The sequence below is a fragment of the Magnetovibrio sp. PR-2 genome (assembly GCF_036689815.1).
Lineage (GTDB): Bacteria > Pseudomonadota > Alphaproteobacteria > Rhodospirillales > Magnetovibrionaceae > Magnetovibrio.
Map to the genome: position 1 here is coordinate 90,083 of NZ_JBAHUR010000012.1, position 23,683 is coordinate 113,765.

A 23,683-nucleotide genomic window follows, 5' to 3' on the forward strand; every position below is an offset into this window, starting at 1 on the left:
TAATACTGTTTATATTACAATTCCACATCACATGCTGTAAGGTACTGAAAACAGGGCATAATCCAGCCCAATTTTACATAATACATATTATCGTCTACTCAGTATCCTTTAATTACAATGACTTAGCAGGGTGGGGACTGATCATTAAATCACTTTACAATGGTCAGTTGTAAAAAGACTGTTAGAAAAAGTAGACATGATTTGGTAGCGAGGGAAGTAAAAACCAAGTAAATATAGGACTGTACCCCAAAAAAATGCTTTGCTAGGCTGGGTTAATTTAAGTCCACATCATTTTTCAAAGTTTTCAGCATTAAGGGTTTTGCACATGACCATAAACATAATGGAAGCAGCAGGAGAAACAATTAAGCATATGTTCAACGCAATGGATGATGTGCAAATAGAACGTGATGGTACAGTACACGAGCACAAGTTAGAGGAAGGTGATTATACAATTATATGCGAAGGTGCAGTATTTGTTAATCATACAGTAGTCTCAATGATGTTTATAGGTTCTTTACCAGATAAGACACAGTGTGCAGCAACATTATTATCACAACAGTTACATCAGCCACATGAATTAACAACATTAGATAGCAGTCCCTCTATAACAATTATTAAGGGCAATGAACAACAGTGGAATGACATGTTGATGAATGTAAAGTTGAAAGTGATATGATCTTCTTATCAATACAAAACAAACAGCATCTACATGCAAAGCACTTAATCAACAGTAATGCAATGATGCCCTATGCACAAAGCTCAGAGTTGCAGAGATACTTTGCAGCAATGGGTTTAAATCTACCAACTAACCACTTTAATTCAGCTTACCATTTGCACGCATGGGCTGGCACGTTAGATGAACTAATGTTGTTTAGATTAAAGGAAACACATAAATTTGATTTCATAGTTGAACTCAATCCAGACAAAGCAGTGTTATTAGTCCTAAACAACTGGAAATGGTTTAAAGATAATAGCAAAGCATATAAGCGCGCTAAGCCAACACCACAAACACAAAACACCATTGATACAAACAAGCTGTTTGAAGTTCCAGATAACACAACAGAACGCAAGCTTGAAACCTATGAAGACATGTTAGCTTTAGCAGACTGTAAGGTGCACTCACAATGATTGATAATGAGCAAGAACAAGCCGCCAAAGAAATTATGAACTTGATACTTGCTATCAAGGGCAAAGAGTTTGATACATTAATGGATGATAATGTAGAGCGATCCACATACAGCATGGAAACATCTACAATAGCATTTGAGTACGAATGTCTTGATGTTGGCAATGTGCCACGGGTATGGAGACATGAAGCGTGGTGTAGCTTAAGTGAAGATGAAGATTATAATGGAAGCATTGTTTTGGTAGTGATTGAAGGCGAACCAAACATTGAACACTTCAAAGTGTACAGCGATCTTGATTTTAAACAGTTTCTAATGCGGTTAAAGATGGTGCTCTAACAATGGTTACAAACAGAGACATATATACAGCGACTAATGAGTTGATTAAAGCAAAGGGTCCAGAGCAAGCGCTTGCACGTATATATGAGCGACTTGAAGAGTTGGAATATAAAGACCCAGAAGGCTACCTTGTTTGGAAAAGCATGTTGACAGCGTACCAAGCACTTATCCAAGCGTTCCCAGGCGACCACAACACAATTAATTAAAAAACAAAGACAAAGATAAAAAAGACAAAAAAGATAAAAAAATTTAAACATAAATAACTACACAGGTATAAATAACTGTAGAAGCAAATATCATATTAAGGCTCCTATATTATTTTAGCACTAAAAAGCTCACTGGAAACAGTGGGCTTTTTTCTTTTGCCAATAGCAAAAATATAAATACATGCACATAAATTTATGGAGTTACAGCATGTGTTTTGGATCAGCACCTCCTCCTCCAATGCCTAAAGTAGAAACACCGGAAGAAGCTAAGGCACGTAGAGAGAAGGAAGAGAAAGAAAATAAGATAGAACAGAATACCAAGAACATGAAGCGCAAAGGCGTTTCAAGTATGGTTAATAAGAAAACTGGATTCTTAGGCGTTAAGGATGAAGATATAAAAGGCGAAACATTTTAATGGAAGCAGCACGTATACAAAAAAGATTTAACAGTGCTGTTACGTTACGTAGAGAAATTGAGAAAGAAACGTTCTACGCATACAAGTACACATTACCAGCTAAGCAGAGTATGAGTAATGTTGGAAAGGAACAAGACAGAACACAAATCTACGATGGAACAGCAACATCATCTGTAAACAATCTAGCTACAAACATTGAAAGCAACTTGTTACCACAAAATGTTATGTGGGGTGAGTTGGCTTTGCGTGAAGCAACTACATCAACGCTTGAAAAGCGCAATCGTTTAATGAAGGCCAACGCAGTCATTCATGAACACTTTAAAGATTCAAATTTTTATTTAGCAACATATGAAAGCATATTGGATTGTGTCATTACAGGCACAGGCTGCATAGCAATACGTGAAGACGATGAAGGTATAAGCTACGAAGCAATTCCAATAGGTGAGTTATATATATTATCTAATGCCAGAGGCGTGATTAACACTGTATTTCGCACGCACGAACTAACAGCGGAACAAATAGCTGAGCACTACAGTAACATCCCATCCTACGTACAAGAAGCCGTAAAGGAAACACCACAAAAGAAATATAGCGTCATTGAAAGTGCAATAACCAATAACCGTATAACAGAATATGGTGTTTGGTTAACAACAAGCACAGAAGGTAACTATATGGGTATTACCAAAGGCGGTGAGTGGCACAAACTTGTATATCAAAAACAAAAGCATAATCCATTTATTGTTTATAGATGGACTAGAATGCCTGGAACGGTTTGGGGTGACAGTCAAGTAAAACAAGCTCTACCGCACATTGTAACTGCAAATGAGATCATGAAAGATGTTCTTATAGCAACAGAATACGCAGCTAATGGCCTCTGGCAAGATACAAACCAAGGTGGCTATAATCCAAAAACTTTAAGAAACCAAGTTGGACCCGGTAAAGTTATCAGTCCAGAAAGCAAACTGGAAGCAATGCAGTTTCCAGGCGATATAAGAGTCGGTGCACAAACATTACAAGATCACAGAATGCAAATACGCGAATTGCTATTTGATAATGATCTGCCACAACTAGCACAAGGCGACAACTCGTATATGACAGCATACGAGACAAGCGTAAGGCACGAAAAGTTCTTACGTGTAGTCGGCAAGCCTGCACTACGTTTTCAAAAAGAATTGCTGGAGCCTGTGTTTGAACAAGTTGTTCTACGCATGGTTGATAGTGGCGATTTGGAAATGCTTAAGGGTATTGAGCATGACATAGAAAGCAAAGTTGAAAGTGCAGCAGATAAATCCATGAAGATCAGCGAAGCTATGAATGACTTAAGTGTTCTTACGCAGGCAATACAAGCGTTCACACCACAAGTTATTGCTAAGAACGTTGATCTAGACAAAGCGTCTCGCAAGTTCTTACTTAACACTGGATTTAGCGTGGACTTATTCAAAAGCGAAGAAGAAATACAACAACAAACAGAAAGGGAAGAGCAAGGCGCACAAGCTGAGCAAGCACTTAACGCAGCACAACAGGGCAGCGATATACTTAATAGCTTATCACAAATTGACGCGAGTAACTTTGCTTTAAATCAATAATGAAAGATCAAAAAGATTACGACAAGCTTATAGCAGCTATAGGCGAGTGTTTTGACCATGAATACGGCGACACAGTTCTAGAATATTTAGAATACATTACTAAACGTAATGGCATTGATGCAAATGATCCAAACCCGCATCAAGCAGTATATAGATGTGCACAAGAGGCACTTCTACTAACAATTAAAAACAAATTGGAGGAATACAAGCAGTTATGACAACAAGAAAGAAAACGACAAAAACACAAACACAAACACAAACACAAACACAAAAGGAACATCCATTTGATGAAGTTATAAATAAAAAAGAATTGCTTGAAAATGCTGTAGACGCTTATGAAAAGTCACTAGTGGCACGCAATAAAGCAGAAGACGAATATATTGAATGCGGAGAGCATTTAAAGAAAGTTCGTAATGACATATGGCAAACTGTACACACAACACTTAATAACCAAGGAATTAAACTATAATGGAAAATGAAAGCGAGACACAAATAGAAGAACCAACTAACAATACATTTGAAAGCGTTGAAGTTTCTACGCAAGACGAAACACCAACACCAACCACCGAAGACACAGACACTGACATTGATTACAAAAGTGAATACGAAACAACAAAAGAAAGTTATGATAAGTTACGTGAAGAGTTTAATAAAGGTGTTCCAGAAGAATACAAATATGAAAACAGCATTAAGGAAGCATCTCTAGATATTTTAGATGAAGATGGTTTAAAAACATTTTTTGAAGAAGCTAAAGAACATCGTATTACACAAGACACAATGGATTGGTTGATTAAAAAGCAACAAGAAACACTTGCACTTGTAGCACCAGCACAAGAAACAAAAGAAAAAAATGTACTTGGTGAATTGCAATACGATTGGGGAGACGAGTTTGATAAAAAACTTACAGCAACTGCAAAATATGCAATGGCAAATTATCCAGAACCAGTGTGGAAGCACATGCAAACCAATACAGACACAGTTAAGTGGTTATATGAGCAGTTAGAGCAAAACAGAGGGCATAACCCAATAGACAGTACAGAGCAGCCATCTAAGCAGCCAGTTACAAAAGGATCACTGTACGAGCTTGTAAAAGACCCAAGGTATAAACTACCCGCAGGCGACCCAGCAGGTGAAGAGTACAGGGCACATGTAAGACAGCAATTTGAATACGCAAACAAAAAGTAAGTATTATACAAACCAAAAAACAAACCCGCTAATTACAGCGGGTTTTTTTGTGCCAACTCCAAAAATATAAATAGATATAGCGAATTAGTAGCAACCCTAGCACTGCACATTATGCAGAGGGCCTACTGTGCGGGATGCACACTTTAGCCAAGTAATAGGCTAGCACAGACCCAAAGCATGGACGTTAAGACTACGTGGTGTGCAGAGGCAATCCAAGCGAAACATTCAATACATACAAGACATATTTATGGAGGACATTATAAATGTCGAATACAGCAAATGTGGCTTTTACGCAAGAATGGGAAGCATCTTGCCAACATGAGCTACAACAAACAGAAAGCAACTTACGTTCTACAGTACGTAACAAGCGCACTAAAGATTCTAATATTGCGCATTTCCCACAATTAGGTGCTGGAACACCTACAATTGGTAAAGCACGCCACTCGCAGCTAAAACCAATGAACTTAGAGCACACTGATAAATCAATTACATTAACTGACATCTATGCAACAGAATGGATTGATAGTGTTGATACTTTAAAAACTAACATTGATTACCAAGGTGAATATACAACTTCTATCGTTGCTACACTAAACCGTGGTCTAGACTCACTAACTATTGACAATGGATTAGCTAACTCAACCAACGAAGTAAGTGTATCAAACACACTTAATAAAGCTGGTATACAAGCACTAGGTAAAGCAATGAACCAAGCAAAAGTACCAATGAGTGACCGTTCACTTGTAATTGGTGCAGAAGGCCTAGATGACATATTAAACGACACTACATTAACTAGCCGTGATTTCGTTGAGCAAAGCTTGCTTAAAACAGGTAAAGCAGAAAACGTGTTAGGCTTTGATATTGTATATATGGAAGACGAAACATTGCTACCAGAAGCAACAACAGGACGCAAAGTTTTTGCATACTGGAAAAACGCAGTTGGCTTAGCAATGGCTCAAGATTTAACAATCAAAGTAGACAGACTTCCTAAAGAAGACATGGACCAAGTTATGGGTAAATTATCCGCTAACGCTGGTCTACTTATTCCTGGTGCTGTCTTTTGGGCAGACATTGGATAACAGGAGGTATAAACAATGGCTACAGTAAATAACACAGAAGGCGCAGAAATCGGATACAACGTAGAATTTATTTCTCAAACATATGATTTCTCAGCAACCGCAGCAGGCGATGTAATTCAAATGCTAAACGTTCAAAACGGCACACGTGTACTAGAAGTATCTATTACACAAGCAGCTTTGGGCGGTACTGGTACACTTATCGTAGGTGATGGAACTGATCCAAATGGTTACATTACATCTACAAATGCTAACACAGCAGAAACCGTTAAACAGAATGGTGCTTATGCAGTTGGTAAAGAGTACACCGCAGACGACACAATTGACGTTACAGTTGAAACAGCGGCTGTAACAGGTTCAATAACAGTAATGGCAACAATCGTTCGCACTTACTAATAACGGACTGCTCACACAGTGAAAGAAGCCTTGTTCTAACGAACAGGGCTTTTTTTATAAATACATATACTTATGGAGAAAGGTATATGGCGAGCAAACTAGACATACTAACAAACACATCATTAAAATTAGGCGGAGACACAATTCAATCTGAATCACTTACAGGTACAGAAAGCGACCCGTATGAAGTTACTGTATTGGTTAACTTGTATGAAACAATCAAGATTAATGAATTGTCTAACAAAGAGTGGAACTTTAACAGAGAGCAGATAGAAGCATCGCAATTACCAACAGCGCCAATTGATGTAGATTGGAGCACAAAGTATTCACTACCTTCTCCAAGCCTTGATCTAATTGCAGTAACAGACAAGCTTACAGGCACAGAAATAAGTTATGAACTAAGACGCGGCGAGATACTTTGTAATGTAGATACTGGTGTTATATGCGAATATCACGCAGACATTGATGAAAGCGAAATGCCACCGTATTTCGTTGAATTGCTAATAGCACGTTTATGCAAAGAATCAGCATATGCACTAACTACAGATATTAATTTAAAACAACAGTTTGATGAAGATTACAGACAAGCACTGTATGACGCAAAACTAGCAGATTCAAATACAACACCAGCGGACACATTCATAGCAGATGATACAAGTTCATACTTACGAGCAAGGAGCTTGTAAGAATGAGATATTCACAGTTTTCCTTTGCCACAGGTGCAACAAATCAAATTGATGCAAGAGCAGACAAGGAAATATTCAAAACAGCGTGCAAAAGCCTAACTAACTTTATTCCAACACCGCAAGGACCGTTTACAAGTAGACGTGGTTTGAAGTGGACAGCAACGCTTACAGATGAACGTGAAAAACTGTTTACGTATAAGTTCAACGACACACAAGAATACTTACTTGTTTTTGGCAACCAGCAAATCAAAGTGTTTTATGATGATGAATTGAAAGCAACAGTTACAACAGGCGTACCATACTTGTATGACGACTTAAGCACTATCAAAGTTAAGTCAATGGGTGACACGCTAATCATCATGCATTCAAGCTACCCAACAAAAACGCTTATACGTGATGGAAGCCATGTAGATTGGCTATTTGATGATTTTGCTTGGGATACAAACCCATTCCACAGATACATTGATACTAAGTTTGATGGAAGCAATAACCTAATTACACTCAACCCAAACAACAACACAACAAGCGGAACTGTCACAGCGTCCACAGCAATCTTTACAGATGACTGGGATGGTAAGGAAATACGTTTCAGCACATCACGCGGCGACGGAATTATTATAATCAATGACGGAACACTTACGGCTACAGCGTCCACTACAGCCGCATATGACATTGTTGAGGACCTAACGGGTACTGGCACAGATGATAGCTGGAAAGAGATAGCGTACAGCCCACACAGGGGCTATTTCACAGTTTGCGAACAACATGACGGACGTTTGTACTTTGCAGGCGTATCAGCGGAACCACAACGCACATTCGCAAGCGAAGCTGATAATTTATACACGTTCTCCACAGCGGACACTACAGCATCCGATCCATTTACATCTGCACTTGCGGGTAGTGTGGAAGTGATCAAGGACATGAAAAGTGCTGGAAACTTGATGGTGTTCACAGACAGCGGTGAGCACGAAATACACAACAACGGCGCAGCCATTTCCTACACAGATCGACAAGTCTCGCATCGCACAAGTTATGGCATCAACGATTTGCCTGCCGTTGTGGTTGATAATGAAATACTGTTTACAACTGCAAATGGTAAAGAGTTGAGGGGCTTTGTTTACAACGCAAACACAGAAAGCTTCACAGGTAAAAACTACACGCTGATCCATGACAAAGTAACAAATCCAACTTCGCTTGCTTACCTACGCAATTACCTTGATGCACAAGCAAACTATGTGTTTGTGCTTAACGATGATGGCACAGCAACCGTGTGCATGATCAACGTTGAAAAAGACATTTTAGGTTGGAGCGATATAACAACAAACGGAACATTTAATTCATTTAAAGTTTGTAATGCTGATCATGGAAACGGAAAGAAAGACACACTATACGCAATTGTAAGCAGAACAAACGGAGTGTACTTAGAGCACTTAACAGAAGATGAAGTATTTTTAGATTGCTATTACGAAGACACAAACGGCACTGCAACAGATACATGGGGTGCATATGCACCACTTGCAAATGAAGAAGTGCAAGTAGTAACAGGTGAATTAGGAACACCTCTTGTGCATGGTGTTGTTACAGCAGATGGAAGCGGAAACATCACGCTTAATGAGGAAGTAACAGATATACAAGTTGGCTACACAATAACACGTGAATTTGAAAGCCTTCCATTATCACCAATTGTACAAGGGCAATTGTTGAGAGGAAGACGTATAAGAGTTGTAGAAGTTGAACTAAATATAGAAGACACATATTCAATTAATGTGCAGGGTAAAAACAAAACGTTTAGATACCACGGTGATAATTTGTTAGATCAAGCACTAACAGCATTTACGGGAACAACTAAGTTTAAGTTAGGTGGGTTTAGCACTGATCCAACAATATCAATTAGTGTAACAGACCCAACAGAAGCAAAGGTAAGAGGGTATACAGTTACAATAGCAGTATGATTAAAATTGAGATTAAAGAAGCAACAAAAGAAAGATTAGATGAACTATGGAAAGATGTAAGAAAGCGTGACAAGGAAGAGTTGTTACATTTTGGAATTGATGACACAAACTATGAAATTACGTTAAGTGCAGAAGAAGCATATATAACATACGTAAACGATAAGCCGCTTTGTTTTAATGGTGTGCTTGATTATGGGAACACTGTTGTTTTGGCGTTCTTTGCGACAGACAAGTTTAATAAATACTTAAAGCAAATTGTTATGTATGCAAAAGAATACATAAAATACATAGAGATAAAATACTTTGGAAAAAAACTTAGTGTTCACGTATGGAGTGAATACCTAGATAGCCAAAGATTTATAAAAGCACTTGGGTTTAAGTGGGATGGCAAAAAGATTGCTATGCTTCCATCTAACCAGTTAGTGCTTATTTACGATAAGTAGGAGAAAGGATTAAATGTGTTGGGTAGCAGCCGCACCAGTAGCGGCAGGGGCAGTAGGCGGTACAGCCGCAGCAACAGCAGGGACAGCGGCAGCGACAGCGGCAGCATCAGCAGCAAGCACAGCGGCTATTTCAGCAGCGGCAGCAGGCGCACCTACTTTAGCTGGATCAACAGCGCTAATAACGGGTGCTGGATTTGGATCAACAGCGGCAGCAACTACAGCGGCTACAGGCGCGGCAAGTTCGTTTGGAGCATTTGAAATTGCATCAATGGCTTTAAGTGGTCTTGGCGCATATATGCAAAACAAATCACAAAACGCTATGATGAAAGCACAAGCTAATAGTATGGCTTACAATGCGCAACGTGAAGCCACAGCGCTTGCATTACGTAGATATGATAGAGAAAATGAACTTAAACACTTCTTAGCACAACAGCGTGTTGATGCGGGTGCAAGTGGCTTTGAAATTACAGACTTCAATGATTTGTTTTCCGATACAGCGGCGGAAGTAGCAAGAGACAACTTTACAGATAGTTTTAATACACAAGGCACAATAGACGGTCTTAATTACTCACAAGAATCATTAAAACAAGAATCAAAAGCAAATACACAAAATAACTTATTTGATTATGCAATCAAGACAACTGATCGTTTTGCATAAGGGGATAGTATGGAAAGATATAATAGAAAAGTAGGTGCAAGAGCATCGCATGGAAGATTTTATATTCCTGATAACTTAGGAGATACATGGGGCAAGCTTTCAGACGTTGTAAATCAAAAAGCAGATGAACATGCTGTTGAGAAAGCATATGAAGAAGGTGTTCAACAACAAAAGGACGCTGGTACAGATGGATTACAACGCAGTGATGGTTTCTTTGGATACAAAGGACTAAGCACTAAAGCACGCAACAAAGGTGCTGAAGCACAATTCAAAGTTCAAAAAGACGAGCAAGCAAAAGCCAAAGTTCATGAGCTATCAAAGAAGCATGTGCTAGACCCAGAAGGTTTTAAAGAAAGCCTTGAAGAGTTTAAACAAGAATATCTTGATGATGTTCCTGTTGATCTACAGCCAACATATACAAATCAAATTAACAATTTGGGAAATAGTGTTTACAGAAGCATTGATATAGACAAGTTTAATGCTGACAGAAAACAGCAACTAGCAGACATTAGTGCAAGTGCTGATAATGATCTTGATCAAATCAAATTACTAATCGAACAACATGGCGCTAATCCGCAAGACCCAAACTATCGTGCACAACTTGATGAACTACAGGTAAAGCGAATTGATAAACTGTTGTCTTTGAAAGAAGCAAAGTTAATTACAGAAGATGATTACAACAAGATTATTGAAGCAGATAAACAAACTTTTATCTTTTATGATATTGTTGCAGAGGGTGAACGCATACGCCAAAGCGGGGGTAATCTTAAAAAGTTTATTCTTGATCTTGATAGTCCAAATGTAAAACACAATAAGCTTAATAAACTTACGCGAGAAGAGCGTGAGGCAATACAAGCAAAAGCAAAGCAGTTCTTTAGCGGCCTTGATGCAAAAGACACAGCATCAATATCCAAAGCGAAACGCCTTGCTAAATCCCTTGCTGATCAAATCCTTGAAGGACGCACTCCAAGCGACAGCGAAGAAATATTAGGTATTGTGAATACGTATGCACCTGAGCATATGGCTATAATTGAGAATGCACAAAAAGTGCAATCCAAAGCCAAACAATTTGCTACACTTGGATTTGAAGACAAAGCCAAAAAGCTTGAGGAATTAGACGAACAATTAAAGACAGCAACGCTTGAAGAACAAGAAACACTTTCACCATTGCTAGACTATTACAAGAAAGAAATTGTAAGACAGCAAAAAGCAATCAGTAAAGGTAATGCACTTGATTATGCAAGCAACGTTGGAGCATTTGAATTACCAAATGATTTTAATATTGCAGACACAAATAGCATAGAGCACTTAATTCAAAACGTTGAAGCCGCACAGAACGTTATGGGTACTAAGATTGAGAATGAAGACGGTTCTGTTAGCACTGATCCAAATACAAGTTTAAATCCATTTACAAGCAGCATTGTAAGACAGCACATTGTAGCTACTTACGACAATGCAAGCATTGATGAACGATTAAGCATTGCAAAGAATATAAACAAACTTGCTGAAGCATTTGGCGAGGATGAATATGCATTAGATGATGCTTTTGACAAACTCAAAATTAAATCAGTTGCAGAGCGTAAGGCAATGTCTTTAATGAGCACAGAAGATGCAGACAGCAATGATTACTTACTTGCTAAAAAGATTATGCAAGGTGCTAAGCAAGCAGAGCACAAAGCACTTAAAGGTAACGCAACTGTTGAAAGAAAAATACAAGACAAGTTGATTACAATCTTGCCTACACTGAACGATGGAGTAAGCATTGATGAAGATGGACAGTATGCACAAGAAGTACAAGAAAGCATTGCTGCCATTATCTTATCAAATAGGCTAAACGCTGAAAAAGAAATTAGTTTAGATAGTGATGTAACAGATGATGAAGTAGAAGAAGCATATATAGAATATTATGGTGTTGATGAAATGCCAGAATTTAATGGACAGCAAACACCGCCTATTATGCATGGTGTAGATGCGGAAGAGTGGGAAGACAAGTTTAGCAGTTGGACTAATTCAGCGTTTAAAGAAGCACTAGGCAAGTCAACTATTACAGACGGTACAGGCATGAAAATGCACCCGTCTAAAATACGTGTTGATGGTATTCCATATCCAATAAATGACAATGGTGATTTTATAATTCTAATGGAAGATGCTAATGGAGGCATGTTTGCATTAAGTGAAACAATAAATGGTGAGACAATGGGTAGTGCTATTTTCAATTATGGTGATGTTAAGTAATGGGATTAAGTAAGCAATCAGTACGAAGCGTACAACGTAAGCAAGGCATTAGCACACTAGACTTCTATGATCGTTTTGCAGCATCATATGTAACACAGCGTGATGTGTTCAACAGTAACAGTTTTGATAGTGCTGTTGGTGAGCGTGTGCGTGATCAACAAAAACAACTTGAAGAAATTACAAAGACAAAAGCATTACCACATGGACGTGTACGCAATCGCTATGAAAGACTAGACGAGCAATTTAAAGAACATGGATTGCAAAGCATTGCGGACATAGAAACGGAAGTACGAACAGAACAGTTAGACACGCTTGGTAAAAACAAAAACATACAAGCAAGAGTTGAAGGCTTTAACTGGGGTGAGTTTTGGGGTAGTGCAGGCGGAAGTATGGTAGATCCCGTAAATGCTTCTGTAATGGTTGCTTCAGCACCGCTTGCTGTCAAAGGCCTTGGATTATTTTTGCTGAGCGAGGCGGCTATTGGCGGCGCAACTGAAACTGTTATCCAGTACGGCTTACGCGACGATCTGCGCGAGCTTGGCTTTACTGAGGATGAAATTGATGATTACAACGCGCAAAGCGTTGCGGGTGCAACTGTAGGCGCGGCGGCTTTTGCGGGTATGGTGCGCGGTGCTGGAAAAAGCGTGGACTTTGGCAAAGGGCTGTACACGAAAAGGCTAGCCAATAAATTTACAGCTGATATTATCGGTGGCAATTCCAAAGCAATTACAACTTTGGACAAACTTGCGCTGAGGAACGATTTAACGCCCGCACAGAAGCAAGCAGTAGATTTGCTACGCGAAGTAGCTGAGATGGCACAGGACGCGCCCTACAGCGTAAAAAACCAGGCTAGCACAGTCACGCATGCGTATAACTTGGACCGAGTTGCTACAGCCCTAGACAAAAATGCAAAACTTGAGTTGGTAGACATGCCGCGTTTTGAATTTGATAAACCTACGACCAAAGCAATTGCAAAAGCTGGCCTTACACAAGACGAGCTTGAAGGACTTGGACTTGATCTAACTAAGGCTGAGATTGCAGAACTGAAAAGCAGGCTTGATAACTTGGAAGCCGCCAAGAACAACAATGCTGCATTACGTGCTAAGAAAGGCTTGCCTAAGTACAATGTTGCAGAACATGTTGATGATGGCACAAAATCTAAAGCACAGTTAAAGAAAGAAGCGGCTACACAGCAGGCGCTTGAAGTGCAAGCAATTGCTAAAACAATTAATGATGCAAGCACCAAAGCAAGCAAAGCACACCCAACTGGAAAGCACAGCACAGCAACAAAGTTTGATGAATATGGTAACTTCTATAAGCGTGCAATACGCATAGCATTTGGAGAAAACATATCTAAGAAATATGATAAGTTACCAGCAAAAACTAAACGTGAATTGCTACAGGAAGCAGATGCACTTTATTTGGCTATTCTAGAAAAGCGTAGTGCTGATAGATTGCCAACTGATAAGCAAGTGCGTGCAAAGTTTATAGAAGAAGTAAGTGAAGCACGAAGTAAGGGCATTGAGCTTGGATTAGACAAACTAACAGATGATGTAAACATTAAAGAGACAGAAGCAGCCATTAAAGAAGGCGTGCAAAAAAGTTATGCATTGTTGAATAAGTTTAGAGAAATGCATGAAGGTAAGTATGCACCTAAAGTTGATCAGCCAACAATAGGCGAATCAATTATGGAGTATGCCGCAATAGTGCAGGGTGAAAGACAAGTGCTTGAACGTGTAGGGCAACGTTTATCAGTGCTTGAAAGCTTGTATGAGCAAACTGGTGATGTAAAGATTAAACAAGCAATAGATAAAATTAAGAATGAATATAACTTAGAACCCGTTGCAGAAAGCATAAATATTAAGGGTAAGGATGTTGATGTTACTGATCCTAAAGTTGAGAAAACATTACGTAACATTGCAGAAGAAAATGGTAGCCAGCATTTTGTAGAAACAGATGCGGATGGAAACCCACAAGCAAAAACAGTAGCAGAAGTTTTGGATGAACTGGACGAGGAAGATAATGCTATTGAGCAGATAACTAAATGTGGAATTAAATGAGCGTAATTGATTGTATTAGAAAATTAAGTGATGATGGAGTTATATCTAAAGACAAGGCTGTAGAAGTAGAACAGTTAATAACTGACGAAGTTAAATCACGTGCAGGCAATAGTGCGCTTGATGTTCAAGAAGCAGCAGACATAGTTTTTCAGCGCATACGCGAAAACAAAGATATTAAGAAATATCAAAAACTAAAACAAATTGAAACTAACATTGCAAGATACGAACGTATAAAGAATGCACCTGACATTGGTACAGCAAGAGAAACATCTGCACCTGTATTTTTAGCATCACGCAACAAATATATTAGAGCAGTTGAAGCACTATACGACAGAGACGTATTTGATGCTGCTCCACAAAACAACGTAACTTATAGAAGTGAGGCTGTGCATAAATATTTGCACAGTCATTTTGATGCAAACATTGCACAATACGCGCCTTCATTAGTAAGAACATTAAAACAGGCAAAGCGTAAAGTTACAGGCACACCTTTAGCAGAAGAAAAAGATATTGCAGATGCATTGTATGGAAAGACTGACAACGAGGCGGCACACGCTGTTGTAAGCAGTTGGCGCGATGCTGTTGAAGAGGCTAACAGGCTTTATAGAAAAGCGGGCGGTGCACTTCCAAATATGAAAGATTGGGACTTACCACACGTTTGGGATAATGAACGTGTAAGACAATCAAGCTTTGATGATTTTTATAACACTGTTCGACCTAAGCTAGATGATGCAAAAATGAAAAGCATTATGGAGCATGGAAAGGGTAGTGCTGTACTGGACTTTGATAAAGAAATAAGAGTGTTTCTTGAGGAAGTAAAAAACAGCATTGATACACATGGTCTAAACAAGCACCGAGATTTTGGTGCATATAAAACTAAAACAAAGTTTGCAAACAAATACGACACAACACGCTTCTTGCACTTCAAAGAGGGTGAGTGGGTAAACGTAAATAATAAGTTTGGACAGCATGACATTTTCACAAGCATGCAATTACATTTGAGAAACATTGCAAATGATATTGCTTTGATGGAAATACTAGGGCCAGATATTGAAGCAGGCTTTAGACATAGCAAAGATGTAGCAGAACATTTTATTAAGCAATCAAGTGACAACAAAACAGTTAATGCAAAAGTTGATAATTTAAAATACTTAGATGCATTCCATGCACATGCAACAGGCATGGGTAGCATTCCAACTAACTCAACAATAGCAAAAGGTGCAAGTACATGGAGGCAGTTAATTACAAGTGCTTGGTTGGGTAGTGCTGTTATTCCAGCCGTAGGCGGTGACTTGCTTACAAACACAATGACTGCACATTTCAATGGTGCACCAATTACAAAGCAACTTAAGCAGTATGTTGAGTACATAGCAAAAAGTGAAGATGCTATGGAAGATGCTGCGGATATGGGTTTGCTTGGCGATATGTTTAGTGGAAGTAACTTAGCTGCTTTACGTATGGCTGATCAAATAATGGATTCAAATAGTGTTGCTATGTTGGGTGATGCATCGTTACGTGCAACAGGCCTAAGTTTAGTTACAGAAGCAGGGCGAACAACAACAGCGGCAGCAATACATTTAAACCTTGGTAACAAAGCTAAGCTTAATTTTGCAGACTTGGACAGTGCTACAAGATCATTCTTGGAACGTTACGGGCTTGACAGTGACGCATGGGACAAAGTTCGTACTCATGGAATTGCTGATTACCACGGACGTAAAATGTTCAACAGCAAAAGCCTTATTGATGCAGCCAGAAATAACAATGATGACAGCCTATACGACATTGCAATTGCACTTGAGCAGGGCATAGTTACGGAACGATCATTTGGAACAATTACGTCCAGTCCACGAACAGAAGCAAGATTACTTGGTGAAAGTAGTGCTGGTAGCGTTCACGGTGAAGGCCGCCGAAGTTTCGCTATGTTCAAACGTTTCCCAATAACAGTCATTCACACACACTTAGCGCGTTACGTTGCAAGCAACCAAATCAACTGGAAAAAGCGTTCATCCTACTTGGGTGTATTTGCAGTTGCATTAACTTTGAATGGAATGGTTGCTGAGCAATTAAACCATATTGCGAACGGACGTGAGCCCGTAGAGTGGGATAGTAACTTATTGATGAAAGGGGCTGTACGTGGCGGCGCTATGGGCATTGTCGCAGATGCTATAGGCAAAGTGCACAACGGCAGACGTACACTTGATAGTGCGGACATTATGAGTTTTGTACTTGGTCCAATGGTATCCCAACCCGTTGAACTTGGCAGAAGCTTATTTGCACCCGCATTCAGCGACAAGGACAACAAAGCAGGCCAATTAGCAGGCAATATAACTAACTTTGCAGGGCGCAATACGCCATTTTTATCAAGTGCATTCTACACAAAATTATTGTTTAGAAGGCTGATCACTGAGCAGTTGGAAATGTTTTTCAATCCAAATGCAAGCAGACGACACAGCAAAACAGTTAAGCGCAACAGGAAAGAGGGACGCAAGTTTTGGTGGAAACCAGGGCAAGCCAAACCATCCTAAAATAATAAATACATATACATAGGAGGTTGGAATGAATGACAGTACCATTAGTTTCTACATACGACACATATACAGCAACAGCATTACAAGATACATTTACTTATAATTTTAAGATATTAGAAGAAGACTATATCTTAGTAACAATAGATGGAACGCTTAAGACTAAAACAGTTGATTACACAATAACAGGTGTAGGCAACGAAGGTGGTGGAACAATTGTTTTAACCACACCACTAACAGGCGGCGAAAGCGTTGTGCTTGAGCGAAGCACTGCAATTAGCAGAACAACAGACTTTGCAACAGCAGGCGCATATAAAGCAGTTGACGTTAACTATGCACTAGATAAAACAATATCAATAGTTCAAGAATCAGATGAACTAATTAATAGAGCACCACGCTTTGAGCGAGGCGAAGAGTTAACAGACCTAACATTACCAACCCCTACAGCAAACACAGTATTATCATATAATAGTGATGCAACTGCTATAGAAGCATCTACTACTATAAGTGAAATATCAAATGCACAAACATACGCAAATAATGCAAGTGGTTTTGCAGATACAGCAGAAACACATAAAAACAATGCAGCACTTGAAAAAGGTTATGCAGAGGAATGGGCTAACAAAGCAGAAGACAGTTTAGTTAGCGTTGCAGCAGGCGGCGACAATGTAGACGACTATTCAGCATTACACTTTTCAGCCAAAGCAAGCGAGTATGCATCTAATGCAAGCGCAAGTGCTACGGCGGCGGCAGCGGCGGCAAGTTCTAATTGGGCTAGCCAAGTTCTAAACGTTGCAAGTGCAGACAGTCCTATTGTCCCAACAGCAACAGAAAATGGTGCTTTGTACATTGTCACAATGGACGGCAATGTAGAGTTTGATTTATCTAGCATTGCAACACTAGGCGAGGGCTATCGCTTTGGCATATTGCGCAATGGTGCATCTAACAGCCTTACAATTACACCAGACGGAACAGACACAGTTAATGGCTTAGGCACATGGACAATTGATAGCAATAGTGAAACAGCACTTATTGTTGCAGACGACAACAGCCCTGATAATTGGGTGTACATCACACTAAGTCAAACAAGCGCGGGAACTGGTCTTACAAAGACTGGCTCAACAATGTCATTAGACGTTGAGTACATTCCAAGTGATATAGCATTTAAATGTGGTTATGACGGAGCGGGCCTAGAAACAGATGTAGCAGTACAAGAGTACGGGCACGTTATCCTAACAAGGGATATGACATTTGATGGTGTTGAAGCATACGCCGATACAGCACCAGCGGGCGCTAACTTACAATTTGATATTAAGAAGAACGGCGTTTCAATCTTTAGCACTGTTCCTGAAATAGACGCGGGATCAAATGCAGATGATGGCAACCACGTAATAGGCACAGCAACAGCAAGTGCAGGCGATAGGCTTACATTTGAAGTGTTGCAAGTTGGCAGTTCTACAGCGGGTAGTGGCGTACAGTTTTCCATTAAGGGACACTTATCATCAGCGGCAGCACCAAGCGGCGACGCACCTGTATACATTCCACAAGGGACAGTATCAGCACCCGCACTGTATTTCACAGGCGACAGTGACACAGGAATATACAGCGGCGGAAGTGGTGAAGTTTGTATTAGCGCAAATGGCACACAAGTCTTTTGCATTAACGACACAAACATATTCACCCACCAAACGGGTTGGAATGATTTAACAGCACCATTGAACGCTGCAAAGTTGGGTGGTGTTAATGATCCAAACTTTAAGGTTTTCCAAGGCGGTTTGTATGCGTATGCGTTTGATCCAAATACAGCGGAAGAAGTCTTTTTAGTATTCCACTTTGACCACGATATTAAACCGGGAAGTGATTTCTTTCCACACGTTCATTGGGCACCAGAAGACACCAACACTGGAACAGTTAGGTGGGGTATTGAATACAGCATTGCTAGAGGACATTCACAAGATGCCTTTAGCACACCAACAACTGTTTACATTGAACAAGCCGCAACAGGCACAGCGTATCAACACCAAGTAGCAGAACACGCAACGGGCGTTTCAATGGCTAACCTAGAGCCTGACACGTTGGTCATTGCGAGAATGTTCCGCGATGCTTCGCACGCTAACGACACTTATACAGGTGATGCGTTCGCGTTCATGGTGGACATGCATTACCAAACAGATAGGGAAGTTACTGTTAATCGCAGTCCTAACTTTTATGGAGCGTAATTAAATGGCTCCATACATGCTTACTCCACAAGAACTGTTTTCAATATTTTCTGAATTTAATTTGGAAAATGCAGCGTTGTTTGATGGCACATCAGGACACCTAACTTATAAGCCTGCCATTACTGGTGATCGTAGAATTGCAACGTACTCAACATGGGTACACTTAAATGGATACAACGGCGATCAAGAAACACTGTTCGAAGCATCAAGTGGCGGTGCAGGGCAACATATACGCCTATTCTTTTCAGGCGGAAATGACGGCGAGTTACGGCTCTATTTTGAAACTACAGGTTCAGACTATCGTTACTACGGATCAAACGAAAAGTTTAGAGACTTTAGCGGCTGGTATCACATTGTTCTTGTGCTGGACACAACAGAAGCAGTTGAAGCAGATAGGGCAAAACTTTATGTCAACAACAGACTAATAACTAAAACAACTGTTGGGTCTGCTGGTTCTTCAACACTAAGCCTTAATCAAGATTTAGCAATCAACAACACTGTAGATCATTATATCGGTAAGTATGGTTCAGTAAGTGCTTACATGAATGGTTATTTTGCAGACACAACACTTATTGATGGACAAGCACTAACACCTGATAACTTTGGTGAAACAAATACAAAGACAGGACAATGGCAAGCAAAGCAATTAGATAGCAGCATTGATTTAGGCTTAAACGGCTTTGTTCAAAAACATGCAGATGCAAATGATTTAGGTGCTTCACAAGACCGTGCAACAAATGTTTATGCAACGCTTAATCCATCAACAGCGGGTGCAAGTGCCAATACATTTACAAATGGTAATCGCACTTACAACGCCTCATCAGCATCAGCCCAATTACATGTTTATTCATCACTCATGCCACGAACAGGTAAGTGGTATTTGGAAGCAACCGCAAATGCAGCGAACGGTTGGTCCTTCCTTGTTTCAAACGGACCTACTAGCGGGTTTCCAAGTAATACAGATGTAGCGGGTTGGCATAGAACAACCGCGTTGAATGTTTATGACTTTTCTACATTTGTTCAAACTATGAGTTTTGCAACGGGTGATACCGTTCAAATGGCTATAGACATGGACAATGATGAGATTTGGTTTGGATGGTATGACGACAGCACATCTACACAAAACTGGTACGATAGTAGCGGCACAGCACGTTCTACAGATGAACCGGGCTTAGGCACTAACCCAACAATATCAGGAACAGATTTAAGTGGCATTAGTTGGGGTGTTGCTAGTCAAAACAGCCAAGATATTACAGTTAATATAAATGATAATGATCTTGTTAGACCTATACCAACAGGCTTTAGCACATTATCAACAAACAACTTACCAGCCGTTGATACAACAACAGTAGATGAACACTTTAAGACTGTTCTGTATGAAGGCAATGGAACAGTTATTGGTAGTGGCGGTAACGCTGTAACGGGTGTTGGTTTCCAACCTGATTTTGTTTGGATTAAAGAACGTAGCGGAGTTCAAAACCACAAAGTTTACGATAGTTTGCGCGGTGTTGGTTATCGTCTGAACACTGACCTTACAAGCGCAGACCAATATCAAGCTGAAGGTTTAGCAAGTTTTGACACAGATGGTTTTACCGTTGGTAATGATACAGCAGTAAACACAGCCTCTGACACGTATGTCGCATGGTGTGCATCATTACCAAGTGATGAAACAAATACCTCTGGTGATATTTCCGTAACGTGGAAATACAACGCCACATTAGGAATGGCTGTTGGAACGTATACGGGCTCTGGTACGGCTGGTGATACGCTAGGCTTGCCAACAATTAACGGCACTGCACCAGGGATGTTTACCGTTAAGAAGACAAGCGGTGTAGCAGGCTGGCCTACGTACCACAAAACTCTTGGCGGCACTCATCGTGTTTTCTTGAATTACCCAGATGCCTCCGCTGCTCAAACATCTATGTGGAATGATACGGCTCCAACATCATCAGTAATTACATTAGGTAATGATGCAGATGTAAACGGATCAAGTGAGACATATGTTGTAATTGTTTTTTGGAAAAGTGATTTCATAGACATTGGTTCTTACACTGGTAACGGTTCAACAGATGGACCGTTTGTGAACAGTGTAGACCCTGTTTGGTCCATGGTTAAAAATACAAACGCAGCACGTTCATGGAACATAATAGACACTATCAGAAGTCCATATAATTCAAGTGATGATGTGCTTGAAGCGGATACATCAACAGCAGAACAAAATGGTGTTTCAATATGGGGACGTGATTACACACCTTATGGAACAAAAATTGTTGCTTCACATGAAACAAGCAATGGTTCTGGTCACACACACGTCTATATCAACATTGGTGAACCTACCAAACGTGCAGCCTTGAAGGGTGCGAACTATCAAACAAATGGTGGTGTTGAACAGGTTAGTTCAAATCCATCAAATCCGGCTGCTACAATTAACGCTTTGAATTGTCCGCAGACATTAACAAATGGGAATAGAACATACACAGACGCCTCTCAATTTGCAGGCAGTAACAGCACTGCACAAGGTTCTCTTCTTATCAAGTCAGGTAAGTATTATTGGGAGGGCTATGTAGATGCAGTAGGCACATCATCAACAGTTGGATTTGGTATAACTAAACCTCAACCAAACACACACACAACAGCATTTCAGTTAGGCGGCGACACTACTTCTATTCGCTACATTGCATCAAATGGCGATTACCGCGTTAATGGATCAAACACAACTTACGGATCATCCTTTACAACAGGCGATGTAATTGGTGTAGCGGTTGATTATGACAGCGATCAAATCACATTCTATAAGAACAACGTTTCACAAGGCGTTATAAGTTTCACAATGCCAAGCGAAGGTGTTGTTCCAGGCTTTTACTTTGTTGATACACTTGGCGGCTCTATTACCGCACGTTTTGATGAAAGTGATTTTTCATACACACCACCAACAGGCTTTAATGCATTAACAACAGATAACATCACAGCCGTTAACGACAACATTGATAACCATTTCAAGACTGTGTTGCGTTCAGGTAATCAAACGGCAGGAACTGTTGCTACAGGATTAACGTCAACTGATTTTATATGGACGAAAAACCGCACGGCTGGTGCTGGCAATCATTTTATTTTTGATAGTGTGCGTGGAACAACAAAATATTTAAGTTCAAATAGCACAAACGCAGAAGCAACAGATACTAATAGTGTAACGGCATTTGGAACAGACAGTTACACAACAGGCAATTCAACAAACACAAATGCTACTGGCGTGACTTATGTAGACTGGTGTGCAAGCCTTCCAAGCGATGAAGTAAACACATCTGGAACAATATCTACAACGTGGAAATACAACAGCACGTTAGGTATGGCTACAGGTGTTTACACAGGTAATGGAACAGCGGGTGCAACATTAGGCTTGCCAACAATAAACGGTAAAGCGCCTTCTATGTTGCTTTGTAAATGTCGTTCAAACACTGGTGGCTGGCAGGTTTACCATAAAGACTTAACTAGTGCGACATACAGATTAGAACTAGATTCCACGGCTGCTGAAAGTTCTGCTTCAACTATATGGAACAGCACAGCACCAACAAGTTCTGTTGTTACTGTTGGCTCTGCGGCAGACACAAACGGTTCTGCTCGTACATACGTAATACACGCTTTTTGGGAAACAGACTTTTGTAAGATTGGAACATACGCTGGTAACAGTGACGACAAAACAGGCTTCATTAATTTAGGTGGTCGTCCAGTATGGTGGTTGAGCAAGTCGCACACTAATGCAGGGCAAGAGTGGCTTGTGTTTGATGAACAACGCAATACATACAATCCAGTTAACACAAAGTTGGAAGCACATAGTAGTGCAGCAGAAACAACATCAACAACGTTGTCTCATGACTTTACGGCTAACGGTATTTCGTTCCAGCAATCAAGTGCTAACGGAGCAATGAACTACGGCACAGGTTCACACAAATATATCTACCTAGCGTTCGTTCAACCAAACACAGCAAACGAGGTAAACGCACGTTGATAAAGTACATAAAATATTTGTTCAAAGTGTGTAACGAGCAGTCGTGCGGAATGTGCAGAATGTTGAATTGGTGCCCAATACAAAAGATCAAACTAACGGAGCGAAAGGAATGATGGATGTAGAGACAATCAAATGGGTTGTTGTTGTGCTTGTCTTTCTAGTTGCTGGCTTTGTAGGGCGTATATGTAGACGCATAGAAACACTTGAAAGCAATTATGCAAAACTTGAGGAGCGAAAGGAATGATGGATGTAGAGACATTGAAGTATGTAGCAGGCGGGCTATCCGTTTTGGTTTCTGGGTTAGTAGCGCGTCTATATACGTCCTACAGGGAACGCATACTTACACTTGAAAACAAATACGTAGAAATGGAAAAGCGCATGGACACAATAGAAAAAGAATTAATTCTAGCAAAAGAGCAACGTGCTAATGGGCATGCTTTGCTTGAAGACTTAAGCAAGGAATTGAAAGAGCATATGAAGCATGAGGAAACAATAGAGGCTGCATTACGCGACGATATAACCACTATCAAAATTGCACTTGCTAAACTTACAAACTAACAAACAGAAAAAGG

General features: G+C 40.1%; 20 protein-coding genes. All 20 read left to right on the forward strand.

Annotation, left to right across the window (positions count from 1 at the left end; genetic code table 11):
- Nucleotides 1-325 precede the first annotated feature (325 nt).
- Entirely contained in the window at nt 326-676 is a 351-nt protein-coding gene (locus V5T82_RS14145; protein ID WP_332896307.1) for a hypothetical protein, read from the forward strand.
- Nucleotides 673-1,128: a hypothetical protein gene (locus tag V5T82_RS14150; protein ID WP_332896308.1), complete on the forward strand. Its 456-nt coding sequence runs from the start codon at nt 673-675 to the stop codon at nt 1,126-1,128. The genes V5T82_RS14145 and V5T82_RS14150 overlap by 4 nt, the downstream gene beginning before the upstream one ends.
- Nucleotides 1,125-1,463: a hypothetical protein gene (locus V5T82_RS14155; RefSeq protein ID WP_332896309.1), complete on the forward strand. Its 339-nt coding sequence runs from the start codon at nt 1,125-1,127 to the stop codon at nt 1,461-1,463. Before V5T82_RS14150 ends, V5T82_RS14155 begins: the two co-directional genes overlap by 4 nt.
- Before the next feature lie 414 nt (nt 1,464-1,877).
- On the forward strand, nt 1,878-2,084 hold the full coding sequence (locus tag V5T82_RS14160) for a hypothetical protein (protein WP_332896310.1): 207 nt from the start codon (nt 1,878-1,880) through the stop codon (nt 2,082-2,084).
- The gene (locus V5T82_RS14165) at nt 2,084-3,670 is read left to right on the forward strand and encodes a portal protein (protein ID WP_332896311.1); all 1,587 of its coding nucleotides are present in this window, start codon (nt 2,084-2,086) and stop codon (nt 3,668-3,670) included. The genes V5T82_RS14160 and V5T82_RS14165 overlap by 1 nt, the downstream gene beginning before the upstream one ends.
- Nucleotides 3,670-3,888, forward strand: coding sequence for a hypothetical protein (locus V5T82_RS14170; protein WP_332896312.1), 219 nt, complete (start codon nt 3,670-3,672; stop codon nt 3,886-3,888). The genes V5T82_RS14165 and V5T82_RS14170 overlap by 1 nt, the downstream gene beginning before the upstream one ends.
- Entirely contained in the window at nt 3,885-4,139 is a 255-nt protein-coding gene (locus V5T82_RS14175; protein WP_332896313.1) for a hypothetical protein, read from the forward strand. Before V5T82_RS14170 ends, V5T82_RS14175 begins: the two co-directional genes overlap by 4 nt.
- A complete protein-coding gene (locus tag V5T82_RS14180; protein ID WP_332896314.1) occupies nt 4,139-4,855 on the forward strand; it encodes a hypothetical protein in 717 nt (238 codons plus the stop codon). Before V5T82_RS14175 ends, V5T82_RS14180 begins: the two co-directional genes overlap by 1 nt.
- Before the next feature lie 263 nt (nt 4,856-5,118).
- Entirely contained in the window at nt 5,119-5,934 is an 816-nt protein-coding gene (locus V5T82_RS14185; protein ID WP_332896315.1) for a phage capsid protein, read from the forward strand.
- Nucleotides 5,935-5,949: 15 nt separating this feature from the next.
- Nucleotides 5,950-6,327 carry a hypothetical protein gene (locus V5T82_RS14190; RefSeq protein ID WP_332896316.1) on the forward strand — a complete coding sequence of 126 codons (378 nt, stop codon included), beginning with the start codon at nt 5,950-5,952 and terminating at the stop codon, nt 6,325-6,327.
- An 86-nt stretch (nt 6,328-6,413) separates the two neighbouring features.
- Complete coding sequence (locus V5T82_RS14195) at nt 6,414-7,013, forward strand: phage connector family protein (protein WP_332896317.1); 600 nt, start codon at nt 6,414-6,416, stop codon at nt 7,011-7,013.
- A 2-nt stretch (nt 7,014-7,015) separates the two neighbouring features.
- Nucleotides 7,016-8,965: a phage tail protein gene (locus tag V5T82_RS14200; protein ID WP_332896318.1), complete on the forward strand. Its 1,950-nt coding sequence runs from the start codon at nt 7,016-7,018 to the stop codon at nt 8,963-8,965.
- Nucleotides 8,962-9,408 carry a hypothetical protein gene (locus V5T82_RS14205; protein WP_332896319.1) on the forward strand — a complete coding sequence of 149 codons (447 nt, stop codon included), beginning with the start codon at nt 8,962-8,964 and terminating at the stop codon, nt 9,406-9,408. The genes V5T82_RS14200 and V5T82_RS14205 overlap by 4 nt, the downstream gene beginning before the upstream one ends.
- 13 nt (nt 9,409-9,421) lie before the next feature.
- Nucleotides 9,422-10,066: a hypothetical protein gene (locus V5T82_RS14210; protein WP_332896320.1), complete on the forward strand. Its 645-nt coding sequence runs from the start codon at nt 9,422-9,424 to the stop codon at nt 10,064-10,066.
- A gap of 9 nt (nt 10,067-10,075) precedes the next feature.
- Nucleotides 10,076-12,301 (forward strand): hypothetical protein, encoded by a 2,226-nt coding sequence (locus V5T82_RS14215; RefSeq protein WP_332896321.1) that lies wholly within the window; start codon nt 10,076-10,078, stop codon nt 12,299-12,301.
- Nucleotides 12,301-14,361: a hypothetical protein gene (locus V5T82_RS14220; protein WP_332896322.1), complete on the forward strand. Its 2,061-nt coding sequence runs from the start codon at nt 12,301-12,303 to the stop codon at nt 14,359-14,361. Before V5T82_RS14215 ends, V5T82_RS14220 begins: the two co-directional genes overlap by 1 nt.
- Nucleotides 14,358-16,886, forward strand: coding sequence for a hypothetical protein (locus V5T82_RS14225; RefSeq protein ID WP_332896323.1), 2,529 nt, complete (start codon nt 14,358-14,360; stop codon nt 16,884-16,886). Before V5T82_RS14220 ends, V5T82_RS14225 begins: the two co-directional genes overlap by 4 nt.
- 35 nt (nt 16,887-16,921) lie before the next feature.
- Nucleotides 16,922-19,105 carry a hypothetical protein gene (locus tag V5T82_RS14230; protein WP_332896324.1) on the forward strand — a complete coding sequence of 728 codons (2,184 nt, stop codon included), beginning with the start codon at nt 16,922-16,924 and terminating at the stop codon, nt 19,103-19,105.
- 4 nt (nt 19,106-19,109) lie between these two features.
- Nucleotides 19,110-23,111, forward strand: coding sequence for a DUF7483 domain-containing protein (locus tag V5T82_RS14235; RefSeq protein WP_332896325.1), 4,002 nt, complete (start codon nt 19,110-19,112; stop codon nt 23,109-23,111).
- 240 nt (nt 23,112-23,351) lie between these two features.
- Nucleotides 23,352-23,669, forward strand: coding sequence for a hypothetical protein (locus tag V5T82_RS14240; protein ID WP_332896326.1), 318 nt, complete (start codon nt 23,352-23,354; stop codon nt 23,667-23,669).
- Nucleotides 23,670-23,683: the final 14 nt, after the last annotated feature.

What these genes read in the sequence shown, in the direction of transcription:
- V5T82_RS14145 (WP_332896307.1), top strand. Translation starts at nt 326, where the DNA reads ATGACCATAAACATAATGGAAGCAGCAGGAGAAACAATTAAGCATATG.
- V5T82_RS14150 (WP_332896308.1), top strand. Translation starts at nt 673, where the DNA reads ATGATCTTCTTATCAATACAAAACAAACAGCATCTACATGCAAAGCAC.
- V5T82_RS14155 (WP_332896309.1), top strand. Translation starts at nt 1,125, where the DNA reads ATGATTGATAATGAGCAAGAACAAGCCGCCAAAGAAATTATGAACTTG.
- V5T82_RS14160 (WP_332896310.1), top strand. Translation starts at nt 1,878, where the DNA reads ATGTGTTTTGGATCAGCACCTCCTCCTCCAATGCCTAAAGTAGAAACA.
- V5T82_RS14165 (WP_332896311.1), top strand. Translation starts at nt 2,084, where the DNA reads ATGGAAGCAGCACGTATACAAAAAAGATTTAACAGTGCTGTTACGTTA.
- V5T82_RS14170 (WP_332896312.1), top strand. Translation starts at nt 3,670, where the DNA reads ATGAAAGATCAAAAAGATTACGACAAGCTTATAGCAGCTATAGGCGAG.
- V5T82_RS14175 (WP_332896313.1), top strand. Translation starts at nt 3,885, where the DNA reads ATGACAACAAGAAAGAAAACGACAAAAACACAAACACAAACACAAACA.
- V5T82_RS14180 (WP_332896314.1), top strand. Translation starts at nt 4,139, where the DNA reads ATGGAAAATGAAAGCGAGACACAAATAGAAGAACCAACTAACAATACA.
- V5T82_RS14185 (WP_332896315.1), top strand. Translation starts at nt 5,119, where the DNA reads ATGTCGAATACAGCAAATGTGGCTTTTACGCAAGAATGGGAAGCATCT.
- V5T82_RS14190 (WP_332896316.1), top strand. Translation starts at nt 5,950, where the DNA reads ATGGCTACAGTAAATAACACAGAAGGCGCAGAAATCGGATACAACGTA.
- V5T82_RS14195 (WP_332896317.1), top strand. Translation starts at nt 6,414, where the DNA reads ATGGCGAGCAAACTAGACATACTAACAAACACATCATTAAAATTAGGC.
- V5T82_RS14200 (WP_332896318.1), top strand. Translation starts at nt 7,016, where the DNA reads ATGAGATATTCACAGTTTTCCTTTGCCACAGGTGCAACAAATCAAATT.
- V5T82_RS14205 (WP_332896319.1), top strand. Translation starts at nt 8,962, where the DNA reads ATGATTAAAATTGAGATTAAAGAAGCAACAAAAGAAAGATTAGATGAA.
- V5T82_RS14210 (WP_332896320.1), top strand. Translation starts at nt 9,422, where the DNA reads ATGTGTTGGGTAGCAGCCGCACCAGTAGCGGCAGGGGCAGTAGGCGGT.
- V5T82_RS14215 (WP_332896321.1), top strand. Translation starts at nt 10,076, where the DNA reads ATGGAAAGATATAATAGAAAAGTAGGTGCAAGAGCATCGCATGGAAGA.
- V5T82_RS14220 (WP_332896322.1), top strand. Translation starts at nt 12,301, where the DNA reads ATGGGATTAAGTAAGCAATCAGTACGAAGCGTACAACGTAAGCAAGGC.
- V5T82_RS14225 (WP_332896323.1), top strand. Translation starts at nt 14,358, where the DNA reads ATGAGCGTAATTGATTGTATTAGAAAATTAAGTGATGATGGAGTTATA.
- V5T82_RS14230 (WP_332896324.1), top strand. Translation starts at nt 16,922, where the DNA reads ATGACAGTACCATTAGTTTCTACATACGACACATATACAGCAACAGCA.
- V5T82_RS14235 (WP_332896325.1), top strand. Translation starts at nt 19,110, where the DNA reads ATGGCTCCATACATGCTTACTCCACAAGAACTGTTTTCAATATTTTCT.
- V5T82_RS14240 (WP_332896326.1), top strand. Translation starts at nt 23,352, where the DNA reads ATGATGGATGTAGAGACATTGAAGTATGTAGCAGGCGGGCTATCCGTT.